Genomic DNA, 17924 nt, shown 5'->3' on the forward strand with positions numbered 1-17924 from the left:
GCTCTCCTCGCCCGGGCATCCCCGGACGGCTCGCCACAAGCTCGCCACCAGGAGGAACCAGTGAAATCGAGAAAAGGCCTGTTGCTGGGCACCACCCTCGCACTCGCCCTGGGCCTGACCGCCTGCGGTGACGGCGGCTCCGACTCCAAAGGCACCGACTCGAAGGCTCCGGCCGAGTTCAACGCCGGCACGAAGGGCACCGTGCGCCCGTCGGACAAGCAGGGCGGCACCCTGCGCTTCGGCTACAGCTCCGACCCGGACTCCCTCGACCCGACCCGGATCTACTACGCGTCCGGCCAGAACTTCATGCGGTCGTTCTACAACCGCACCCTGCTGACCCCGGACTCGAAGCCGGGCCCGGACGGTCTGCGGCTGGTGCCCGACCTGGCCCAGGCGATGCCGCAGATCAGCCCGGACAAGCTGACCTACACGTTCACCCTGCGCAACGGCATCGCGTTCGAGGACGGGACCCCGGTCACGTCCAAGGACGTCAAGTACGCCATCGAGCGGACCTTCGCCCAGGACGTGCTCTCCGGCGGCCCGACCTACCTGATCGACCAGCTCGACCAGGGCCAGAACTACCCCGGCCCGTACAAGGACCCGGACCCGGAGAAGCTCGGCCTGCGGTCGGTGCAGACGCCGGACGACCGGACGATCGTGTTCAAGCTGGCCAAGCCGTTCGCCGACTTCCTCTACCTGCTGCCGATGGCGCCGGGGGCGGTGCCGCGCGCCAAGGACACCGGCGCCAAGTACACCGAGCACCCGATCTCGACGGGCCCGTACATGTTCTCCACGGTGGACCCGGGCAAGAAGATCACCATGGTGCGCAACCCGCACTGGGACCGGGCCACCGACCAGGTCCGCAGGGCGCTGCCCGACCGCGTCGAGGTCACCCTCCAGATGCAACCCGACGAGCTGGACAAGCAGCTGCTCGACGGCACGCTCGACCTCGACTTCGCGCAGACCGGCGTGCAGCAGGCCGCCCAGGCGAAGATCCTGCTCGACAAGAACCTGAAGAAGCAGGCCGACGAGCCGGTGACCGGCTTCATCCGCTACTTCACCATCAGCACGAAGGTGGCGCCGTTCGACAACATCCACTGCCGCCGGGCCGTGCAGTACGCCGCGGACAAGACCGCGCTGCAGACCGCCCGGGGCGGCGCCGACGCCGGCGGTGACATCGCCGTCAACATGCTGCCGCCGAACATCGCCGGGCACGACCCCAACCTCGACCCGTTCGGCAGCAAGCAGGGCAAGCCACAGGTCGACAAGGCCAAGCAGGAGCTGGCGGCCTGTGGCAGGCCGAACGGCTTCGAGACGAAGATCGCCGTCCGCAACAAGGGCAAGGAGCCCAAGACCGCCGAGGCGCTGCAACAGTCCCTCGCCCAGGTCGGCATCAAGGCAACCATCGACCAGTCCGACGCGTCGCTGTACTTCCGCTCGACCATCGGGTCGCCGGACAACGTGCACAAGAAGGGCTACGGCATCATGACCGCCGGTTGGGGCGCGGACTTCCCGACCGGCACCGGATTCCTCCAGGTCCTCGTCGACGGCCGGCTGATCCAGCCCAGCGGCAACAACAACTACGCCGAGCTCAACGACCCGGAGATCAACACCCTGATCGACCGGGCCACCGGCGAGTCGGACCCGAAGAAGGCCGCCGAGCTCTGGGGACAGATCAACGCCAAGGTGATGGACACCGCCACCCAACTGCCCTTCGTGTACGACAAGGCGCTGAACTACCGCAACCCGCGGCTGACCAACGTCTACGTCTACTCGTACTTCGGTGAGTGGGACTTCGGGTCGCTCGGCGTCAGCGACGGCAAGTGACCCGGCCGGGGTGTCCCTGCGAGTAGCGGAAGGCAGGTGAAGGTCGCTCCGCCGGCCGAGGTCACGGGAAGTCCCGTGGCACCGGCCGGCGGTGGGCCGACGACATGACCCACTACATCATCCGCCGCGTGTTGACGTCGGCCGTACTCATGATCATCATCTCCATGGTCACCTTCGGTGTCTTCTTCATGGTGCCGAAGCTGGCCGGCACCAACCCCGCCGAGCTGTACGTGGGCAAGCAGGCCACCCCGGCGGACGTGGCGGCCACCGCCCGCAAGCTCGGCCTGGACCAGCCGGTGACCGTGCAGTACGCGAGATTCGCCAAGGGACTGGTGGCCGGCCGCGACCTCGACGACGGTCCGAACCGGACGCACTGCGCCGCACCCTGCTTCGGCTACTCGTTCCGCAACGACCGCCCGGTCTGGCCCCTGCTGCTCGACCGGCTGCCGGTGACCGTCTCGCTCGCCGTCGGCGCCGCCGTCCTCTGGCTGGCCGGTGGGGTGCTCGCCGGGGTCGTCTCGGCGCTGCGCCGGGGCGGCCCCCTGGACCGGACGATGATGGTGCTGGCGCTGGCCGGCGTATCGCTGCCGGTCTACTTCACCGGCCTGCTCGCCCAACTCGTCTTCGTGCACACCCTGCACTGGCTGCCCGGCGGCGAGTACGTCAACCTCGCCGACGACCCGGCCGGCTGGGCGGCCAAGCTGCTGCTGGGCTGGGTGACGCTGGCCCTGCTCTACGCCGCCGCGTACGCCCGACTCACCCGGGCGCAGATGCTGGAGACGGTCGGCGAGGACTACATCCGCACCGCGCGGGCCAAGGGGCTGCGCGAGCGGACCGTCATCGGCAAACACGTGATGCGTTCGGTGCTCACCCCGCTGGTCACCATCTTCGGCCTGGACATCGGAGGCCTGCTCGGTGGCGCGATCCTCACCGAGTCGGTGTTCGGCCTGCCCGGCATCGGACGACTGTCCATCGACGCGGTGAACACCAAGGACCTGCCGGTCGTCCTGGGCGTCACGCTGTTCGGCGCGCTGTTCATCGTGCTGGCGAACTTCATCGTCGACCTGCTCTACGCCGTGATCGACCCACGGGTACGGCTGGGCTGAAAGGGACGGACATGGCCACCACGAACTCCCCCACCACCACCGGCCCGCTGGCGCAACCGGGCCGCCTCCCGCAGCCGAGCGCCTTCCTCGACGTCCGGGACCTGCGCGTCCACTTCCCCACCGACGACGGCGTGGTCAAGGCGGTCGACGGCGTCTCGTTCACTCTGGAACGCGGTCGCACCCTCGGCATCGTCGGCGAGTCCGGCTCCGGCAAGAGCGTCACCAGCCTCGGGATCCTCGGGCTGCACCGGCGCGGGCACACCCGGATCAGCGGCGAGGTGTGGCTCGACGGCGAGGAACTGGTCTCCGCACCGCCGGAACGGGTCCGCCGGCTGCGCGGCCGGAAAATGGCGATGATCTTCCAGGACCCGTTGACCGCGATGCACCCGTACTTCACCGTCGGCGCGCAGATCGTCGAGGCGTACCGGGTGCACCACCGGGTGTCCCGGGCGGTGGCCCGCCGGCGGGCCGTCGACCTGCTCGGCCGGGTCGGCATCCCGCAGCCCGCCCGGCGGGTCGACGACCACCCGCACCAGTTCTCCGGCGGCATGCGCCAGCGCGCGATGATCGCGATGGCGCTGGCCAACGACCCGGACCTGCTCATCGCCGACGAGCCGACCACCGCGCTGGACGTCACCGTGCAGGCGCAGATCCTCGACCTCATCCGCGACCTCCAGGACGAGTACCGCTCCGCGGTGCTGATCATCACCCACGACCTCGGCGTCGTGGCCGAGCTGGCCGACGACATCCTGGTGATGTACGCGGGCCGCTGCGTCGAGGAAGGCTCGGCGCAGACCCTGTTCCGCCGGCCCGAGCACCCGTACACCTGGGGTCTGCTCGGCTCGATGCCGCGGGTGGACCGGGCGGCCCGGGACCGACTCGTCCCGATCAAGGGCAGCCCACCGAGCCTGATCAACCTGCCCACCGGCTGCGCCTTCCATCCGCGCTGCCCCCATCAGGGCCGCGACGGCATCCCGTGCCGCACCGAGGTGCCCGACCTCGCCCAGGGCAGCGACCACGGCGTGGCCTGTCATCTCCCGCCGACCGAGCGCCGTCGCACGTTCGCCGAGGACATCGCCCCGGCGCTGTAGGCCGGGCCCGTCTCAGCAGGAGGAGCAGCCGTGTCCACGCACACCTCACCCGATCGCACCACCGCCCGCCCCGGGACCGACGAGCTGCTGCGGGTGACCGGCCTGGAGAAACACTTCCCGATCACCCGGGGGGCGTTCATCCGCCGCACCGTCGGGGCGGTGCGGGCGGTGGACGGCGTCGACCTCACCGTGGCCACCGGCGAGACCCTCGGTCTGGTCGGCGAGTCCGGCTGCGGCAAGTCGACCACCGGGCGGCTGATCAGCCGGCTGCTCAGGCCGACCGGCGGCAGCATCGTCTTCGACGGCCGGGACATCACCGACCTCTCCGTACGCCGGATGCGTCCGCTGCGCCGCGAGATCCAGATGATCTTCCAGGATCCCTACTCGTCGTTGAACCCCCGGCACACCGTCGGCACCATCGTCGGCGCGCCGTTGCGGGTGCAGGACATCCCGACCCCGCACGGCGTCAAGCGTGCCGTGCAGGAGCTGCTGGAGCTGGTCGGACTCAGCCCCGAGCACTACAACCGCTACCCGCACGAGTTCTCCGGCGGTCAGCGCCAGCGGATCGGCATCGCCCGGGCGCTCGCGCTGCGGCCGAAGCTGATCGTCGCCGACGAACCGGTCTCGGCGCTGGACGTCTCCATCCAGGCGCAGGTGGTCAACCTCCTCGACGACCTGCAGCGGGAACTGGGACTGACCTACGTGTTCATCGCGCACGACCTGTCGGTGGTCAAGCACATCTGTGACCGGGTGGCGGTGATGTACCTCGGCAAGGTCGTCGAGGTGGCGCCGCGCGACGCGCTCTACGCGACGCCGCTGCACCCGTACACGCTGGCCCTGCTCTCGGCCGTGCCGGTGCCCGACCCCGACCGGCGCGACCGGGCCCAACGGGAGCGGATCCTGCTCACCGGGGACGTGCCCAGCCCGGTCGACCCGCCGTCGGGATGCCGGTTCCGCACCCGCTGCTGGAAGGCGCGGGAGCGCTGCGAGCGGGAGACGCCCGCGCTGCGGGAGCTGGCCGGTGGCCACCTGGTGGCGTGCCACTTCCCCGTCGAGGACGCCGAGCGCACCCCGCGGGGGCGGATCGCCGCGCACCTGGCCGCCGCAGACGTCGCACCCGCGACCACGACGCCGGCCTGACCCCGGCTCAACGGTCCTGCGGGGTCAGGCGGACCCGGCGCAGCGTCTGGGCGTTGAGAGCCACCACGATCGTCGAGGCGGACATCAGCACGGCCGCCGCGGCCGGGCCGAGCGAGAAACCGGCCCAGGCGAAGGCGCCGGCGGCGACGGGAATGGCGACCACGTTGTAGCCGGCCGCCCAGGCCAGGTTCTGCACCATCTTGCGGTAGGACGCCTTCGACAGCCGGACGGCGGCGGAGACACCCCGGGGATCGGAGGAGGCGAGGACGACACCCGCCGACTCGATGGCCACCTCCGTACCGGCGCCGATGGCGAGTCCGACGTCGGCGCGGGCGAGGGCGGGGGCGTCGTTGACGCCGTCGCCCACCATGGCCACCCGGTGCCCCCGCTCCTGGAGGCCGGCCACGATGTCGTCCTTGTCGGCGGGCAGCACCTCGGCGAAGACCTCGTCGGTCCCGGGACGGAAGCCCAGGTCCGCCGCGACCGCGTCGGCCACCGGTCGGGCGTCGCCGGTCACCATGGCGATCTTGCGGATCCCGAGTCCGCGCAGCTCGGCGATGGCCTGCCGCGCCTCCGGGCGTACCTCGTCCTCCAGCGCGAGCGCGCCCACCAGCCGGGGCCGGCCGTCGAGCCGGGCCAGGTACAGCACGGCGGCGCCCCGCGCCGACCACGTGCCGCCGGCCCGGTCCAGCTCCGCGGGGACGTCGGCGCCCAGTTCACGCAGCAGCGCGGGCCCACCCACCGCGTACGCCGTGCCGGCCACCGTGGCGCGCACGCCGCGCCCCGGCAGCGACCGGAAGTCGGCACCGACGGCCGGTCCGACCCGCTCGGCCGCCGCTACGATGGCCCGCCCGAGGGGGTGTTCGCTGTCGGCCTCCACCCCGGCGGCCAGCCGCAACACCTCGTCCTCCGACGTGCCGTCCACGGCCGCCACCCCGGTCACGGCGTGCCGGCCCCTGGTCAGGGTGCCGGTCTTGTCGATGAGGACGGCGTCCACGCCGCGCATCCGCTCCAGGGCCAGCCGGTCCTTGACCAGGATGCCCGACCGCGCCGCCACGCTGGTCGACAGCGCGATGACCAGCGGGATCGCCAGGCCCAGCGCGTGCGGGCAGGAGATCACCAGCACGCTGACGGTACGCGTAACCGCCTGGTCGGCGTGTCCGAGCAGCGACCAGACGACCAGGGTCAGCGCGGCGGTGGCCGTGGCGACGTAGAACAGCCAGGCGGCGAACCGGTCGGCCAGCACCTGCGCATGTCCGCCGGCCGCCTGGGCCTGGGCGACCAGCCGCTGGATGCCGGCCAGCGCGGTGTCCTCGCCCACCGCGTCGACCCGGACCCGCAGCGCGGAGTCGGTGGCCACGGTGCCGGCGACCACCCGGTCGCCGACCCCACGGGGCACCGGCCGCGACTCCCCGGTGATCATCGACTCGTCGAGTTCGGCGCCACCCTCAACGACGTGCCCGTCGGCGGGCACCCGGCCGCCGGGACGGATCAGCACCCGGTCCCCGGTGCGCAGGTCGGCCACCGCCACCCGCCGCACGGCACCGCTCGCGTCGATCCGCTCCGCCTCGTCGGGCAGCAGGGTGGCCAGTGCGGCCAGGGCACCACGCGCCTGACCGATCGCCGTCATCTCCTGCCAGTGGCCGAGGAGCATGATCGTGACCAGCGCGGCCAGTTCCCACCAGAAGTCCAGGCCGAAGACGCCGAAGCTGGTCGCCAGCGACGCCAGGTACGCCACGGTGATCGCCATCGAGATCAGCAGCATCATGCCGGGCGCCCGGTCGCGTACCTCCCGGACCGCCCCGACCAGGAAGGGCCAGCCGCCGTAACCGAACACCACCGAGCCGAGCACCGGACCCACCCAGGCGACGCCGGGAAACTCCAGGGAGTAGCCCAGCCAGTCCATCACCATGTGGCTGGTGAGCACGATGGGTACGGTCAACGCCAGGCACAGCCAGAACCGGCGGCGGAACATCGCGGGGTCGTGGCCGGCGTGCTTGTCGTGGCCGGCGTGCGTACCGCCGTCTCCCGATCGCCCTCCGCTGTGCCGCACCTGACCCGCCTCCCGAAGCCGGATCCTCAGCATCGCCGATTCCCGCGTCCCCGGGTGGTGGTTGCGGCGAGCTGTCATCCCCGGTCCGGACCGGGGCACCGCGCGAGGCGGACCGACGTCAGCGGGCGCAGCCGACGCAGGTCCGCGCGGACGGCCGGACCGCCAGCCGCTCGGCCGGGATCGGTTGCCCGCACCGCTCGCACCGGCCGTAGCTGCCGTCGGCCAGGCGGGCCAGGGCCTCGTCCAGCTCGGCCACCCGCCGGTGCGCCCCGGCCAGCAGCGCGGCGACCTGGGCGCGCTCGAAGGCGATGGTGGCGCCCTCCGGGTCGTGCTCGTCGTCGGCGTTGGAGTCCAGCGACGCGTCGATGACACCCCTCAGGTCCAGGGTGAGCGCGGCGACCTGCGCCTGCGCGTCGGCCCTGGCCGCCCGCAGCGCCGCCCCGACGGCATCCGAAGGATTGTTCACCGAACCCATCCTTCAGCGATGTTCTTCGATGCGATGCCGGCATGAGGTGCCGGTGAACGGCCGTCGAGCAGGCCCACCGCCGTCCCCTACGCCACCGGGGCGGGGACGGCGGCCGGCCGGGCGTCGGGCGCGGGCAGTTGCCGGTCGTGCCACCGGCGGAGCAGCGCCAGCGAGGTGGTCGCGCCGACCAGGGCGAGGAACATGTCCCACTGGGTGTCCCAGACGTCGCCCTGGGTGGCCAGGAAGTCGTCGGCGGCCGACCCGCCGGCCAGCGCCGCCCACCACTCGATCATCTCGAAGAACGCGCTGAACGCCAGGCAGGCGCAGACCGTCAACGGGGCGAGCCATCGGCTGCCGCGCAGCGGCGAGCGGCGGACCAGGATCTCCCGTACCAGAATCGCCGGGACGAACCCCTGCGCGAAGTGGCCCAGCCGGTCGTAAGGGTTGCGGGACAGATCCAGCGCGTCGCGCACCCAGTCGCCCAGCGGGGTGCGGGCATAGGTCCAGTGCCCGCCCGCGATCAGGATCAGCGCGTGCACGGTGAGCAGGCAGCAGAGCAGCGTGGTCAGCGGAAACCGCCGCCAGGTGACCAGCACCAGCGGCACCCCGACGATCACCCAGACCGTCTCCAGCAGCCAGGTCAGCCGGTCGTACGGGTCGATGCCGGAGAGCACCAGGGCTACCAGGACCAGCCCCAGCAGCAGCTTCGGAACCACCGCGCGTGCCCTGGTCACCGTGGACCGCCCTCCGTGCCGTGCCCGGCCGAGCGGACCCGTCCTGACGCTGATGCCGGTGCCGGTAGACGCCGACGACAGGGACCATAGCCGACGGAGTCCCGTCACCGAGGGCGCGGACGGCGGACATCGCTGCGAGCGCGATACCTGAGAGTCATATTGATACCTCTGAGGTATCACGCTCCCGGAGGTGTCATCGTCCCGCCGGCGCGGCGCCTACCGGTGGGCGGCGGGTCAGGCCGGGTCGTCGTTCGGTGCCGCGCTCCGGCCGCCGCTGAGCAGGATCGCCGCCTCGATGCGCAGCAGCAGCCCGCCGATCACCATCAGGGCCCCGACGACAACCGAGAACGCTCCCAGGACGGCGGCCGACGTGCCGGGCGGTGTTGGACGGTACACCGGTTGCGGGGTGCGGGTCACGCGCGGAGTCTAGGCGACGCGAGACCCGGCCGGCGCCGGCCGGCCGGGTCCGGCGCGTCAGTCCTCGGCGCGCCAGCGGTAGAACTCCTTGGCCACGGCGTCCTCCGGGCCCTTCCAGGTCTGCGGGTCGTACGCGCTGATGTACGGGCTCAGGTCCTCCTGGATCTTGGCGAAGGCCGGGGTGTCGTGGTTCTCCCGCACGGCGGCGAACGACGCGTCGGTCTGCTCCAGCACGTGCAGGTAGACGTCGTCGATGGAGTACAGCCAGCGACCGGTGACGCCCAGCCGCTTCGGCAGGTCGCCGGCGTCGGACTCGCCGAAGATCCGGGCGACGTCCGGTTCGGCGCCGGGCTTGATCCGGGCCACGATGATGGTCCGGTTCGGGGCGGTGGACTCCCCGTCCGGCGGTTGCGCCGGCTCCCAGTGGTAGAACGGCTTCGCCACCGAGTGCGACGGGTTCGTCCAGTAGCGCGGGTACGGCGTGACGTACGGGGCGATCTTCTCGGCGATCTGCTGGAAGGCGGGCAGGCCGCGCGTCTGGCCGGTCACGGCCGGGTCGGCGACCCGCTCGATCACGTGGATGTAGAGGTCGTGGAAGGACAGCAGGGTACGGCCGATCACGCCGAGGTCCTGCGGCCGGGTGGTCCGGTCGTAGTAGCCGAACGTGTCGGCGACGACGCGCTCGCTCTCCTCGCCGGGCACCATCCGACAGACGATCACGTTCCGGAAGGTCATCACTGCTCCTAGGGTGAGTGGGTCGGTTGTGGACGCGGACGGCGCTGGTCAGGCGGTGAACGTGACGGGCAGTTCCAGCAGGCCGCGGAACGGCGACGCGGCCGGCAGCCGGCGCAGCTCGTCGACCGGCACCCCGAGCCGCAGCCCGGGCAGCCGGCGCAGCAGCGCCCCGATCCCGATCCGGGCCTCCATCCGGGCCAGCGACACGCCGAGGCAGTAGTGCACGCCGTACCCGAAGCCGAGGTGCGGTCCGCGCACCCGGCGCAGGTCCAGCCGGTCCGGGTCGACGAAGTGGCCCGGGTCGTGGTTCGCCGCGTTGATGACCACGCCGACCAGCGAGCCCGCCGGGATGCGCCGGCCCTGGTACTCCAGATCCTCGGTGGCGATCCGGGGGCTGGCCACCGGCAGCGGCCCGTCGAAGCGCAGCAGTTCCTCGACCGCCGACGGCAGCAGCTCCGGGCGGTCCCGCAGGAGGTCGAGCTGGTCGGGGTGGGTCAACAGCGCCACCACCGCGTTGCCGAGGAAGTCGGCGGTGGTCTGGTGCCCGGCGAACAGCAGCAGGAAGGTGGTGGTGACCAGCTCCGCCTCGGAGAGCTTCCCCTCCTGGTCGCAGGCGTCGATCAGCGCGCTGACGATGTCGTCGGCCGGCTGCTCCCGCTTCGCCGCGACCAGGCCGGCGAGGTAGTGGTGCAGCCGCAACTGGGCCTCCTGCACGGCCGCCCGCTCCTCCTGAGGGCTGCGCCGCGACGACCCGGAGGTCCGGATCACCTGGGTCCAGTCCAGCACCCGGTCGTGGTCGGCCGGCGGGATGCCGAGCAGCTCCGAGATCACGATCATCGGCAGCGGGATGGCGAAGTCCCGCATCAGGTCGGACTCGCCGCGCGGCACGATCTTGTCGAGCAGGTCGTCGACGATCTGCGCCACCCGGGGGCGCAGCGCCTCGATCCGGCGGGGCGCGAAGGCCTGCGAGATCATCCGGCGCAGCCGGGTGTGCTCCGGCGGGTCGGCGTTGAGCATGTTGCGGTTCAACGCCTCGGAGTTCGGCCCGAAGATCTTCAGGTAGTACTGCTCCGGGCCGTACAGGTCCTTGGAGAGCCGCGGGTCGACCAACGCCGCGCGGGCGTCGTCGTACCGGGTGATCAGGTACTGGTCGAAGCGCGGCGAACTCACCGGGCAGACCGGCGCGTCGGCGCGCAGCCGGGCGAAGGACGGGTACGGGTTCGCGGCGAACTCGTCGGTGTACAGCTCGGACGCGGGCACCGGCTGGTCGGTCATCGCTTCTCCCCCACGCTGTGCAGGACCTGGTAGGTGTGCCGCTCGGCCGACTCGCGCAGCTCGCGGATGATGCGCAGCAGGTGGTCGCGCTGCTCGCTGCGCCCGAAGGCGTCCAGCCGATCCCGGTCGGCCCAGTCGCTGATCACCAGGTAGGTCCGCGGGTCGTCGGCGTCGCGGACCAGGTCCTGGCGCAGGCAGCCGTCCAGCGTGCCGATCTGCTCCGCCGCGGCCAACCACTCCGCCTCGAAGCGCTCCTCGCAGCCCGGACGGGTCCGCATCGCCAGCACCGTGCGCACCGTGCTCATCGCACACCCCCGAAGACCAGGTCCAGGTTCTTGCGCAGCGCGTCGGCGTCGACCGGCTGGCTGCGGAAGGCGACGTGCCCGTCCGGGCGGATCAGGTACAGGGCGGTGCCGCCGACCCCGTACCGGTCCCGGAAGCTTCCCTCGGCGTCGACCAGCGCCGGCGGGGCGAGCAGCCCCGGATCGGGGGCGGCCGGGTCGAGCAGCAGGTACGCGTCCAGGTCGCCGCCGACGCGGGCGCGGGCGTCGGCGCAGAGCTCCGGCACGGCCGCCACCGTCGCCGGGTCGGCCGTGGCGTCCGCGTACACCAGCAGGGTGTGCCGGGTGCCGCGGGTCAGGTCGCGCAGCCGCAGCGGGTGGCCGACCCCGCGCCGGCGCAGGCCACCCACGTCCGGCGCCCGGTCCCCGGGCCGGGGTCCGGCGCCCAGCGCCTCGGGGGCCGCCAGGGACTCCCCCACCAGCGGGCTGTCGGCATAGCTGAGCAGCATGGACATCTCCTGGAGGAACTGCCGCTCCAGGTCCGCGCGGTCCAGCTCGTCGGTGAAGGCCATCCGCACCGCCCGGCCGACGATCTCCTCCCCCTCCGGTCGCCGCTCGGTCTCGTAGCTGTCCAACAGGCCGGGCGCCGCGGCCCCGCGCACCGCCAGGGCGAGCTTCCACGCCAGGTTCCAGGAGTCCTGGATGCCGGTGTTCATGCCCTGGCCGCCGGCCGGCGGGTGCAGGTGCGCGGCGTCGCCGGCGACGAAGACCCGGCCGTCGCGGTACCGGTCGACGATGCCGTGGCTGATCCGGAAGATCGACGACCAGCGCAGGTTCGACGCCCGGGTGCCGGGCGGGGCGAGCCGGTCCAGCGCGACCTGCACGTCGGCAAGCGTCGGCTCGGCCAGCTCCTCGCTGAACCCGGGAGGGGCGTCCTGCCCGCCGGTCTGGGCGAAGAACCGGGGCGGCGCCAGGGTCGCGATCCGGTAGCGGTTCACCCCGCGCAGCGGTACGCAGACCAGCATGCCGTCCATCTGGCCGTCGGTCTCGTGCAGGAACCGCAGCAGGTGGCCCGCCGGCATCTCCCAGTCCACGTCGACGTCGCCGAGCATGAACAGCTGCGGGAAGCGGCCCAGCCCACCGGTGAAGGTCAACCCGAGCAGCTCCCGGACCCGGCTGTGCGCGCCGTCGCAGCCCACCAGGTACTTCGCGCGGACGGTCTCCTCGCCGGCCGGGGTGGCCAGGGTGGCGGTCACCCCCTCGTCGTCCTGGGTGAACGCGAGCAGTTCCGCGCCGCGCCGGGCGCGTACGCCCAGGGTGGCGAGCCGTTCGGTGAGGATCCGCTCGGTCTCGTACTGCGGCAGGCCGAGGTGCGCGTACGGCAGGCCCGGCAGCTCCCAGCTCATCCGGTGGGTCTGCTGACCGTTGACGAAGACCATGTTGCCGGTCAGCCAGATGCCGGCGTCCATCGCCTCGCGTACGACGCCCTGCTCGTCCCAGAGCTCCATGGTGCGGCAGTGCACCCCGATCGCCTTGTCGGCGTGTGCCGGCGGGGTGGCCTGTTTCTCCACGACCCGGCAGTCGACGCCGCGCCGGGCCAGTTCGATGGCGGCGGTCAGCCCGGTCGGCCCCGCCCCGACGATGAGTACGTCCGTTGTCGTGTGCACGTCGATCTCCCTGCCGGTGCTGGTAGCTGACCCGCTGTCGGGTGTGAACGTCGGCCCGCCGGGGTGGACCGTGCGGTGGAAGAGCCGGCGCCGGATGTCGAGCAGGAACGGCGCGATCGGGCCGGCCTCCTCCCTCGCGTGGGCCGGGTTGCGGATCCAGCGGAAGAAGTCCGCCTCACCGGTCCACTCGGCGAAGATGTGGTGGACGTCGGAGTCCGGGTCGCGCAGCAGGTCCTCGCGCAGGTAGCCGGGGAGCGCCCCCATCCGGGCGAGGACCTGCGGGTAGCCTCGGTCGAACTCCGTCTGCCGGTCGGCCGGCACGGTCAGCTCGACGTCCACGAAGATCGTCGACCCGGCGCCGCCCCGGTCGGACATCACCCGGTGGTCGTCGGGCCCGGGCGCCTCCCGCAGCCCGTCGAGGGCGGCGGCGAGTCGCGCGGCGACCGGCCCCCGCTCGTACGCCAGCAGCGCCGGCTCGTCGACCCACTCGGTGACCAGCATGACCGTGCGCGGATCGGTGGCGTCCAGCAGCAGCTCCCGCCCGACGTTGCCGGCGTGCCCGGCGAGCTGGGCGACGGCGTCGCGGCAGGCGGACCGGACGGCCTCCGCGCAGCCGGGGCGGGCACGGATCCGGAGCATCGTCCTGATCATGAGGTCTCCTTCGACGGCAACCCGGGACGGCGGTGCGGCTCTCGTCGTGTGACGGTGCCGAACCGCGCGTCATCAGGGCGTCAACGGCGGCGGGTGGCCAGTCCGCCGGCTTTGACGGCGCAGTGCGGTCGGCGGTTGTGACCCGCGCCACGCCGCTTCACGGCACGGGTGGCGCTCCCCGTCCCCTGTTCGTCAGCACCGCCCCGACGCAGGGAGCAGGACCATGTCCACCGCGTACACCGTCGTCACCGTCGCCGCCGCCTGCTGGGTCGGCTTCTCCGCCTTCTCGCTGCTGCGCGGCGCCCCCTGGGTCGTCGACTCGCTGGCCGCGTACGGCGTTCCCCGCCCGTGGTGGCCGTGGCTCGGCGCGGCCAAGGCGGCCGGCGCGCTCGGCCTGCTGGTGGGGTTGTTCGTGCCGGTGATCGGGGTGCTCGCCGGTGTCGGTCTCGTGCTCTACTTCCTCGGTGCCGTCGTCACCGTGGTCCGGGCCCGCTCGTACGCGCACATCCCGTACCCCCTGCTGTACCTGGCGCCGGTCGTCGCCGTCCTGGCGCTCGGCGCGGCAGCCTGACGCCCGGGAGGGACACCGGTGAACGACGCCTTCACGCAGCACCGCAACCTGCTGTTCGGGGTGGCCTACCGGATCCTCGGCAGCGCCGCCGACGCCGAGGACGCGGTGCAGGACGCCTGGGTGCGGTGGTCGGCGGCGGACCGGTCGACGGTCGCCGACCCCCGGGCCTACCTGGTGCGGATCGTGTCGAATCTGGCGCTGGACCGGCTCCGCTCGGCGCAGGCGCGCCGCGAGGTGTACGTCGGCCCGTGGCTGCCCGAGCCGATCCTCACCAGCGGTGACACCGCCGACGAGGTGGGCGCCGCCGAGTCGGTGTCGATGGCGATGCTGGTGGTGCTGGAGACGCTGAGTCCGCTGGAGCGAGCGGTGTTCGTGCTGCGGGAGGTCTTCGGATTCGGCCACGCCGAGATCGCCGAGGCGGTCGGCCGCTCCGAAGAGACCGTGCGGCAGGCCGCGCACCGCGCCCGCAACCACGTGCGGGCGCGCCGGCCCCGGTTCCCGGCGGACCGGCGGCGGCAGCGGCGGGTCACTGAGCGGTTCCTCGCCGCCGCGGCCGGCGGTGACCTCAACACCCTGCTGGAGCTGCTCGCCCCCGACGTGACGGTGTGGACCGACGGCGGCGGCAAGGTGCACCAGGCGATGCGCCCGGTGACCGGCGCGCGGAAGGTCGCCACCTGGTTCGCCACCCTCGGCGACCGCCCCTACCAGGGCGTCGCGTTCGCCGACATGACCATCGAGATCGTCGAGGTCAACGGCGGGCCGGGCGTGGTGTTCGGCGGCGCCGGCCGGGTGATCGCCATCCTCACCCTGGACGTGGCCAACGACGGGCGGATCGTCGGCATCCACAACGTCGCCAACCCCGACAAGCTCGCCGGCATCGCCGCGCGCACCGTCCACCCCCTGGACCGGAACCGCTGAGCCCCGCCCGGCGCGGAGCCGCCGCGCCGGTTCCGCGTCGCCGGGCCGGCCCACGACCACCGGGTACGGTCCGAAGATGACCAAGGAGAGCCCCGGCACCCTCGACTACTACCTGCTGCACGCCGACGCGGACCACAACCGGCCGACCGGGCTGCTCGTGGAGGAGTTCGTCCTCGCCGACGACCTCTCGGCGGCGCGGTTGCGCAGCGCCGGCTGGACCCCGGCCGACGGGGGGTGGTGGAGCTCAGCCGCCTTCGCCCGCGCGGTGCGCACCGACGCGCGGCTGCGCGACCGGCTGGCGGCCGTCGACCGGAGCGCCGCCGCCGCCCTCCACGAACGGCTGGGTGGCGGCCCGCTCCCGGACGAGGCGGCGCTGCGCCACCGGTTCCGCGAGGACGTGCCGCTGGGATCCGGGGCGCCGTTGCGGCTGAAGCCTGGCCCGGTGGTCCACCGGGTCCTCTTCGCCGGAAATCCGGACGAGCGGCGGCTGGATCGGCTGGGTGCGGTGCTGCGGATGAACACCAGGTCCGACCGGGGTGAGCCCGGTGTGCGGGGCACGGGCCGGCTGCGGGTCAACGACACCAACGTCCGCTGGCAGCTGCGCCGGGTCGGCGGCGACGTCGCGTGGTGCATCGACGTGACCGCCGAGCCGGCCGACCCGCACAGTCTGCGCTGGATGCTGCGCCAGCTCGTCGACGTCGCGCGCCGGCACGGCCTGGTGCCGGCCACCGTCGACCGGCTGGCCTGACCCCTACGCGGCGTCCCTCCCGGCCACGGCCCTGGAGCCTGGCCGCCGCCCTACGCGGCGTCCCGCCGGGCCACGACCACGGTGTCCAGGGCGTCGACCGTGCGACCGTCGACGTCGACCGGCCGGCGGGCGGTCTCGGCCCGGTGGATCCGCAGCCCGGACAGCGCCCCGGTCACCGCCTCGGGGGTGAGCAGGATGTCCGGGTCCTGCGGCCCGCCGGTGCCGCCGGTGAGGTTGGCGAGGTCGTGGCCGACGACGAGGACGGTGCCGCCGGGGCGTACCGCCGCGCGGGCGTGGGACAGCACCGTGTCGCGGTCGGTGGCCGGCAGGTGCAGGTAGGCGATCAGCACCAGGTCGAACGAGTCGGCCTGCGGCGCGTACCGGGTGACGTCGCCGACCTGCCAGTCGACGGTGACGCCGCTGTCGCGGGCCAGGCCACGGCCCCGCTCGACCGCCACCAGGGAGAAGTCGACGGCGGTGACCCGCCAGCCCTGCCGCGCCAGCCAGACCGCGTTGCGGCCCTCCCCCGCGGCGAGGTCCACGGCCCGGCCCGGGGTCAGGCCGGTGACCTCCCGCACGACGAAGCGGTTCGGCTCGGCCGTCCAGACCAGCTCCGGGGCGCTCGCGTACCGCTCGTCCCACGCACTGCTGTCCATGGTCGCCCCCACCTCCGTGCCGCACGACCGGCGGTCGCCGGTCGTCCTCATTGTCACCCGGGCGTCCTCGGCCGCGCGGCGGGCCGGCTCAGCGCCGGGGACCGGGTGCGGCCAGCTCGCGGTCGGTCGGCTCGCGGCCCGCAGCCGGCCTGCGCCGGCCGTGACGAACCGTGGCTGCCGCGGCAACCGCGACGACGATCCCGGCCCCGCTCCACAGCAGCGGGTTCGTCCGCAGTTCCGCGGGCAGCTGCTGGCCGAGCACGAAGACGCCCATCATCACCACGAACCAGCCGAACGACACGCGCAGAACGTCGGGCGGAATTTTCCCGGCGAGCCGACCGCCGAGGAAACTGCCGACGATCGCGGCGGCGGTGACGGCGGCGGCGAGGCCCCAGTCGATGCTGACGCTGGAGAGGTAGCCGGCCAGCCCGGCGAACGACTTCATGGCGATGACCACCAGCGAGGTGCCGACCGCGACGGGCATCGGCAGGCCGCCGAGCAGGGCCAGGGCGGGCACCACGAGGAAGCCGCCGCCGGCGCCGACCAGTCCGGTGACCAGGCCGACGACGATGCCGTCGCCGATCACCCGGAACACCGGCAGCTCGTGCGGCACCGGCCTGCCCTCGGCCGAACGCCGGCCGCGGATCATCGCGACGGCGGTGGCCAGCATCATCACCGCGAAGCCGGTGAGCAGGAAGCCGGCCGGGACGAACTCGGCCAGCCGGCCGCCGGCGTACGCGCCGGTCATCCCGGCGACGCCGAAGACCAGGCCGGTACGCCAGCGGACCCGGTGGGCGCGGGCGTGCGGGAGGACGCCGACCGCGCTGGTGGCGCCGACGACGAGCAGCGAGGTGGCGATGGCCTCCTTGGCGGGCAGGTCGGCCACGTAGACCAGCAGCGGCACGGCGAGGATGGAGCCGCCGCCGCCGAGCAGGCCGAGGCTGATCCCGATCAGCACGGCCAGCCCGACGGTCAGCAGCAGGGTCCCGCTCACGCCCTGGGCTCGGTGCGGAGCTGACCGACGATGGTGTCCACGTCGCAGCTGGCGCCCCGGTTGTACGGCAGCCTGCCCAGCAGCATGCCCATCGCGCAGGTGTTGGTCACGGCGGCGAAGGTGAGGCCGGCGCCGATGAACGCGGCCACCCACTTCAGGCCGGGCACGAACGCCGAGCCGAGGATGCTGAGCAGGACGATGGAGCCGGCAACGAGCCGGACCTGACGCTCGAGGTCCCAGCGCTGCCTGCCCTGCCGGATCGGCGCGTCGGTGGCCTGCCAGGCGAGCATCCCGCCGTCGAGGACCCTGAGGTTCGGCAGGCCGATCTCGGCGAGGGCCCGCCGGGCCTGGCCGGCGCGCACACCGGAGCGGCAGATCAGCACCACGTCCTCGTCGAGGTGGTTACGCAGCTCCTCGCGGTGCTCGCGGAGCAGGTCCAGCGGGACGTTGTAGGCGCCGGGGATGTGCACGGTCTCGAACTCGGCGGGCGTACGGACGTCGAGCAGGCGAGGGGTCCGGCCGGAGCCGATCAGCTCGCGCAGGCCGGCGGCATCCACGGTGGCCGGGCGGGTGGTCTCGGACGTGGTCATCTCT

At 73.0% G+C, this 17924-nt stretch carries 18 protein-coding genes; 7 read left to right on the forward strand and 11 right to left on the reverse strand.

Translation table 11 applies throughout. The features are described from left to right. The first annotated feature begins 60 nt into the window (after window positions 1-60). The 4 genes from GA0070564_RS09840 (at window position 61) to GA0070564_RS09855 (ending at window position 5164) form a co-directional block, all read left to right on the forward strand. Complete coding sequence (locus GA0070564_RS09840; RefSeq protein ID WP_245669889.1) at window positions 61-1827, forward strand: ABC transporter substrate-binding protein; 1767 nt, start codon at window positions 61-63, stop codon at window positions 1825-1827. Between the two features lie 104 nt (window positions 1828-1931). Then, window positions 1932-2933 carry an ABC transporter permease gene (locus GA0070564_RS09845; RefSeq protein ID WP_091606135.1) on the forward strand — a complete coding sequence of 334 codons (1002 nt, stop codon included), beginning with the start codon at window positions 1932-1934 and terminating at the stop codon, window positions 2931-2933. An 11-nt stretch (window positions 2934-2944) separates the two neighbouring features. Then, a complete protein-coding gene (locus GA0070564_RS09850; RefSeq protein WP_091606138.1) occupies window positions 2945-4024 on the forward strand; it encodes an ABC transporter ATP-binding protein in 1080 nt (359 codons plus the stop codon). A gap of 30 nt (window positions 4025-4054) precedes the next feature. Continuing rightward, a complete protein-coding gene (locus tag GA0070564_RS09855) occupies window positions 4055-5164 on the forward strand; it encodes an ABC transporter ATP-binding protein (protein WP_091606141.1) in 1110 nt (369 codons plus the stop codon). A gap of 7 nt (window positions 5165-5171) precedes the next feature. On the opposite strand, the gene GA0070564_RS09860 is transcribed toward GA0070564_RS09855, so the two are convergent. The 8 genes from GA0070564_RS09860 to GA0070564_RS09890 all read right to left on the reverse strand — a co-directional run bounded on the left by GA0070564_RS09860 (window position 5172) and on the right by GA0070564_RS09890 (window position 13443). Further along, a complete protein-coding gene (locus GA0070564_RS09860; protein WP_091606144.1) occupies window positions 5172-7250 on the reverse strand; it encodes a heavy metal translocating P-type ATPase in 2079 nt (692 codons plus the stop codon). Between the two features lie 85 nt (window positions 7251-7335). After that, complete coding sequence (locus GA0070564_RS09865) at window positions 7336-7683, reverse strand: TraR/DksA family transcriptional regulator (RefSeq protein WP_245669891.1); 348 nt, start codon at window positions 7681-7683, stop codon at window positions 7336-7338. Window positions 7684-7769: 86 nt separating this feature from the next. Then, complete coding sequence (locus GA0070564_RS09870) at window positions 7770-8417, reverse strand: DUF2238 domain-containing protein (protein ID WP_091606150.1); 648 nt, start codon at window positions 8415-8417, stop codon at window positions 7770-7772. 234 nt (window positions 8418-8651) lie between these two features. Then, a complete protein-coding gene (locus GA0070564_RS28830; RefSeq protein WP_141714736.1) occupies window positions 8652-8834 on the reverse strand; it encodes a hypothetical protein in 183 nt (60 codons plus the stop codon). 57 nt (window positions 8835-8891) lie between these two features. Then, window positions 8892-9569: a TcmI family type II polyketide cyclase gene (locus GA0070564_RS09875; protein WP_091606153.1), complete on the reverse strand. Its 678-nt coding sequence runs from the start codon at window positions 9567-9569 to the stop codon at window positions 8892-8894. A gap of 48 nt (window positions 9570-9617) precedes the next feature. Further along, window positions 9618-10844: a cytochrome P450 family protein gene (locus GA0070564_RS09880; RefSeq protein WP_091606156.1), complete on the reverse strand. Its 1227-nt coding sequence runs from the start codon at window positions 10842-10844 to the stop codon at window positions 9618-9620. Next, window positions 10841-11149, reverse strand: a complete 309-nt coding sequence (locus GA0070564_RS09885; protein ID WP_091606160.1) for a putative quinol monooxygenase — start codon at window positions 11147-11149, stop codon at window positions 10841-10843. The genes GA0070564_RS09880 and GA0070564_RS09885 overlap by 4 nt, the downstream gene beginning before the upstream one ends. Further along, entirely contained in the window at window positions 11146-13443 is a 2298-nt protein-coding gene (locus GA0070564_RS09890) for an FAD-dependent oxidoreductase (RefSeq protein WP_091606164.1), read from the reverse strand. The genes GA0070564_RS09885 and GA0070564_RS09890 overlap by 4 nt, the downstream gene beginning before the upstream one ends. A 223-nt stretch (window positions 13444-13666) precedes the next feature. On the opposite strand from GA0070564_RS09890, the gene GA0070564_RS09895 reads away from it, so the two are divergent. The 3 genes from GA0070564_RS09895 to GA0070564_RS09905 all read left to right on the forward strand — a co-directional run bounded on the left by GA0070564_RS09895 (window position 13667) and on the right by GA0070564_RS09905 (window position 15680). Continuing rightward, window positions 13667-14014, forward strand: coding sequence for a DoxX family protein (locus GA0070564_RS09895; RefSeq protein ID WP_091606169.1), 348 nt, complete (start codon window positions 13667-13669; stop codon window positions 14012-14014). Window positions 14015-14032: 18 nt separating this feature from the next. Continuing rightward, window positions 14033-14932 carry an RNA polymerase sigma-70 factor gene (locus GA0070564_RS09900; protein ID WP_091606173.1) on the forward strand — a complete coding sequence of 300 codons (900 nt, stop codon included), beginning with the start codon at window positions 14033-14035 and terminating at the stop codon, window positions 14930-14932. 76 nt (window positions 14933-15008) lie between these two features. Next, window positions 15009-15680, forward strand: coding sequence for a hypothetical protein (locus tag GA0070564_RS09905; protein WP_091606176.1), 672 nt, complete (start codon window positions 15009-15011; stop codon window positions 15678-15680). Window positions 15681-15730: 50 nt separating this feature from the next. Here the strand turns inward: GA0070564_RS09905 and GA0070564_RS09910 are convergent, their stop codons facing one another. From GA0070564_RS09910 to GA0070564_RS09920, 3 genes are all read right to left on the reverse strand, one after another. After that, entirely contained in the window at window positions 15731-16336 is a 606-nt protein-coding gene (locus tag GA0070564_RS09910; RefSeq protein WP_091607091.1) for a class I SAM-dependent methyltransferase, read from the reverse strand. Between the two features lie 88 nt (window positions 16337-16424). Then, window positions 16425-17330 carry a sulfite exporter TauE/SafE family protein gene (locus GA0070564_RS09915; RefSeq protein ID WP_091606179.1) on the reverse strand — a complete coding sequence of 302 codons (906 nt, stop codon included), beginning with the start codon at window positions 17328-17330 and terminating at the stop codon, window positions 16425-16427. Then, on the reverse strand, window positions 17327-17920 hold the full coding sequence (locus GA0070564_RS09920) for a rhodanese-like domain-containing protein (RefSeq protein WP_091606183.1): 594 nt from the start codon (window positions 17918-17920) through the stop codon (window positions 17327-17329). The genes GA0070564_RS09915 and GA0070564_RS09920 overlap by 4 nt, the downstream gene beginning before the upstream one ends. Window positions 17921-17924: the final 4 nt, after the last annotated feature.

Origin of the sequence: Micromonospora mirobrigensis (assembly GCF_900091555.1) — a bacterium.
Classification (GTDB): Bacteria; Actinomycetota; Actinomycetes; order Mycobacteriales; family Micromonosporaceae; genus Micromonospora; species Micromonospora mirobrigensis.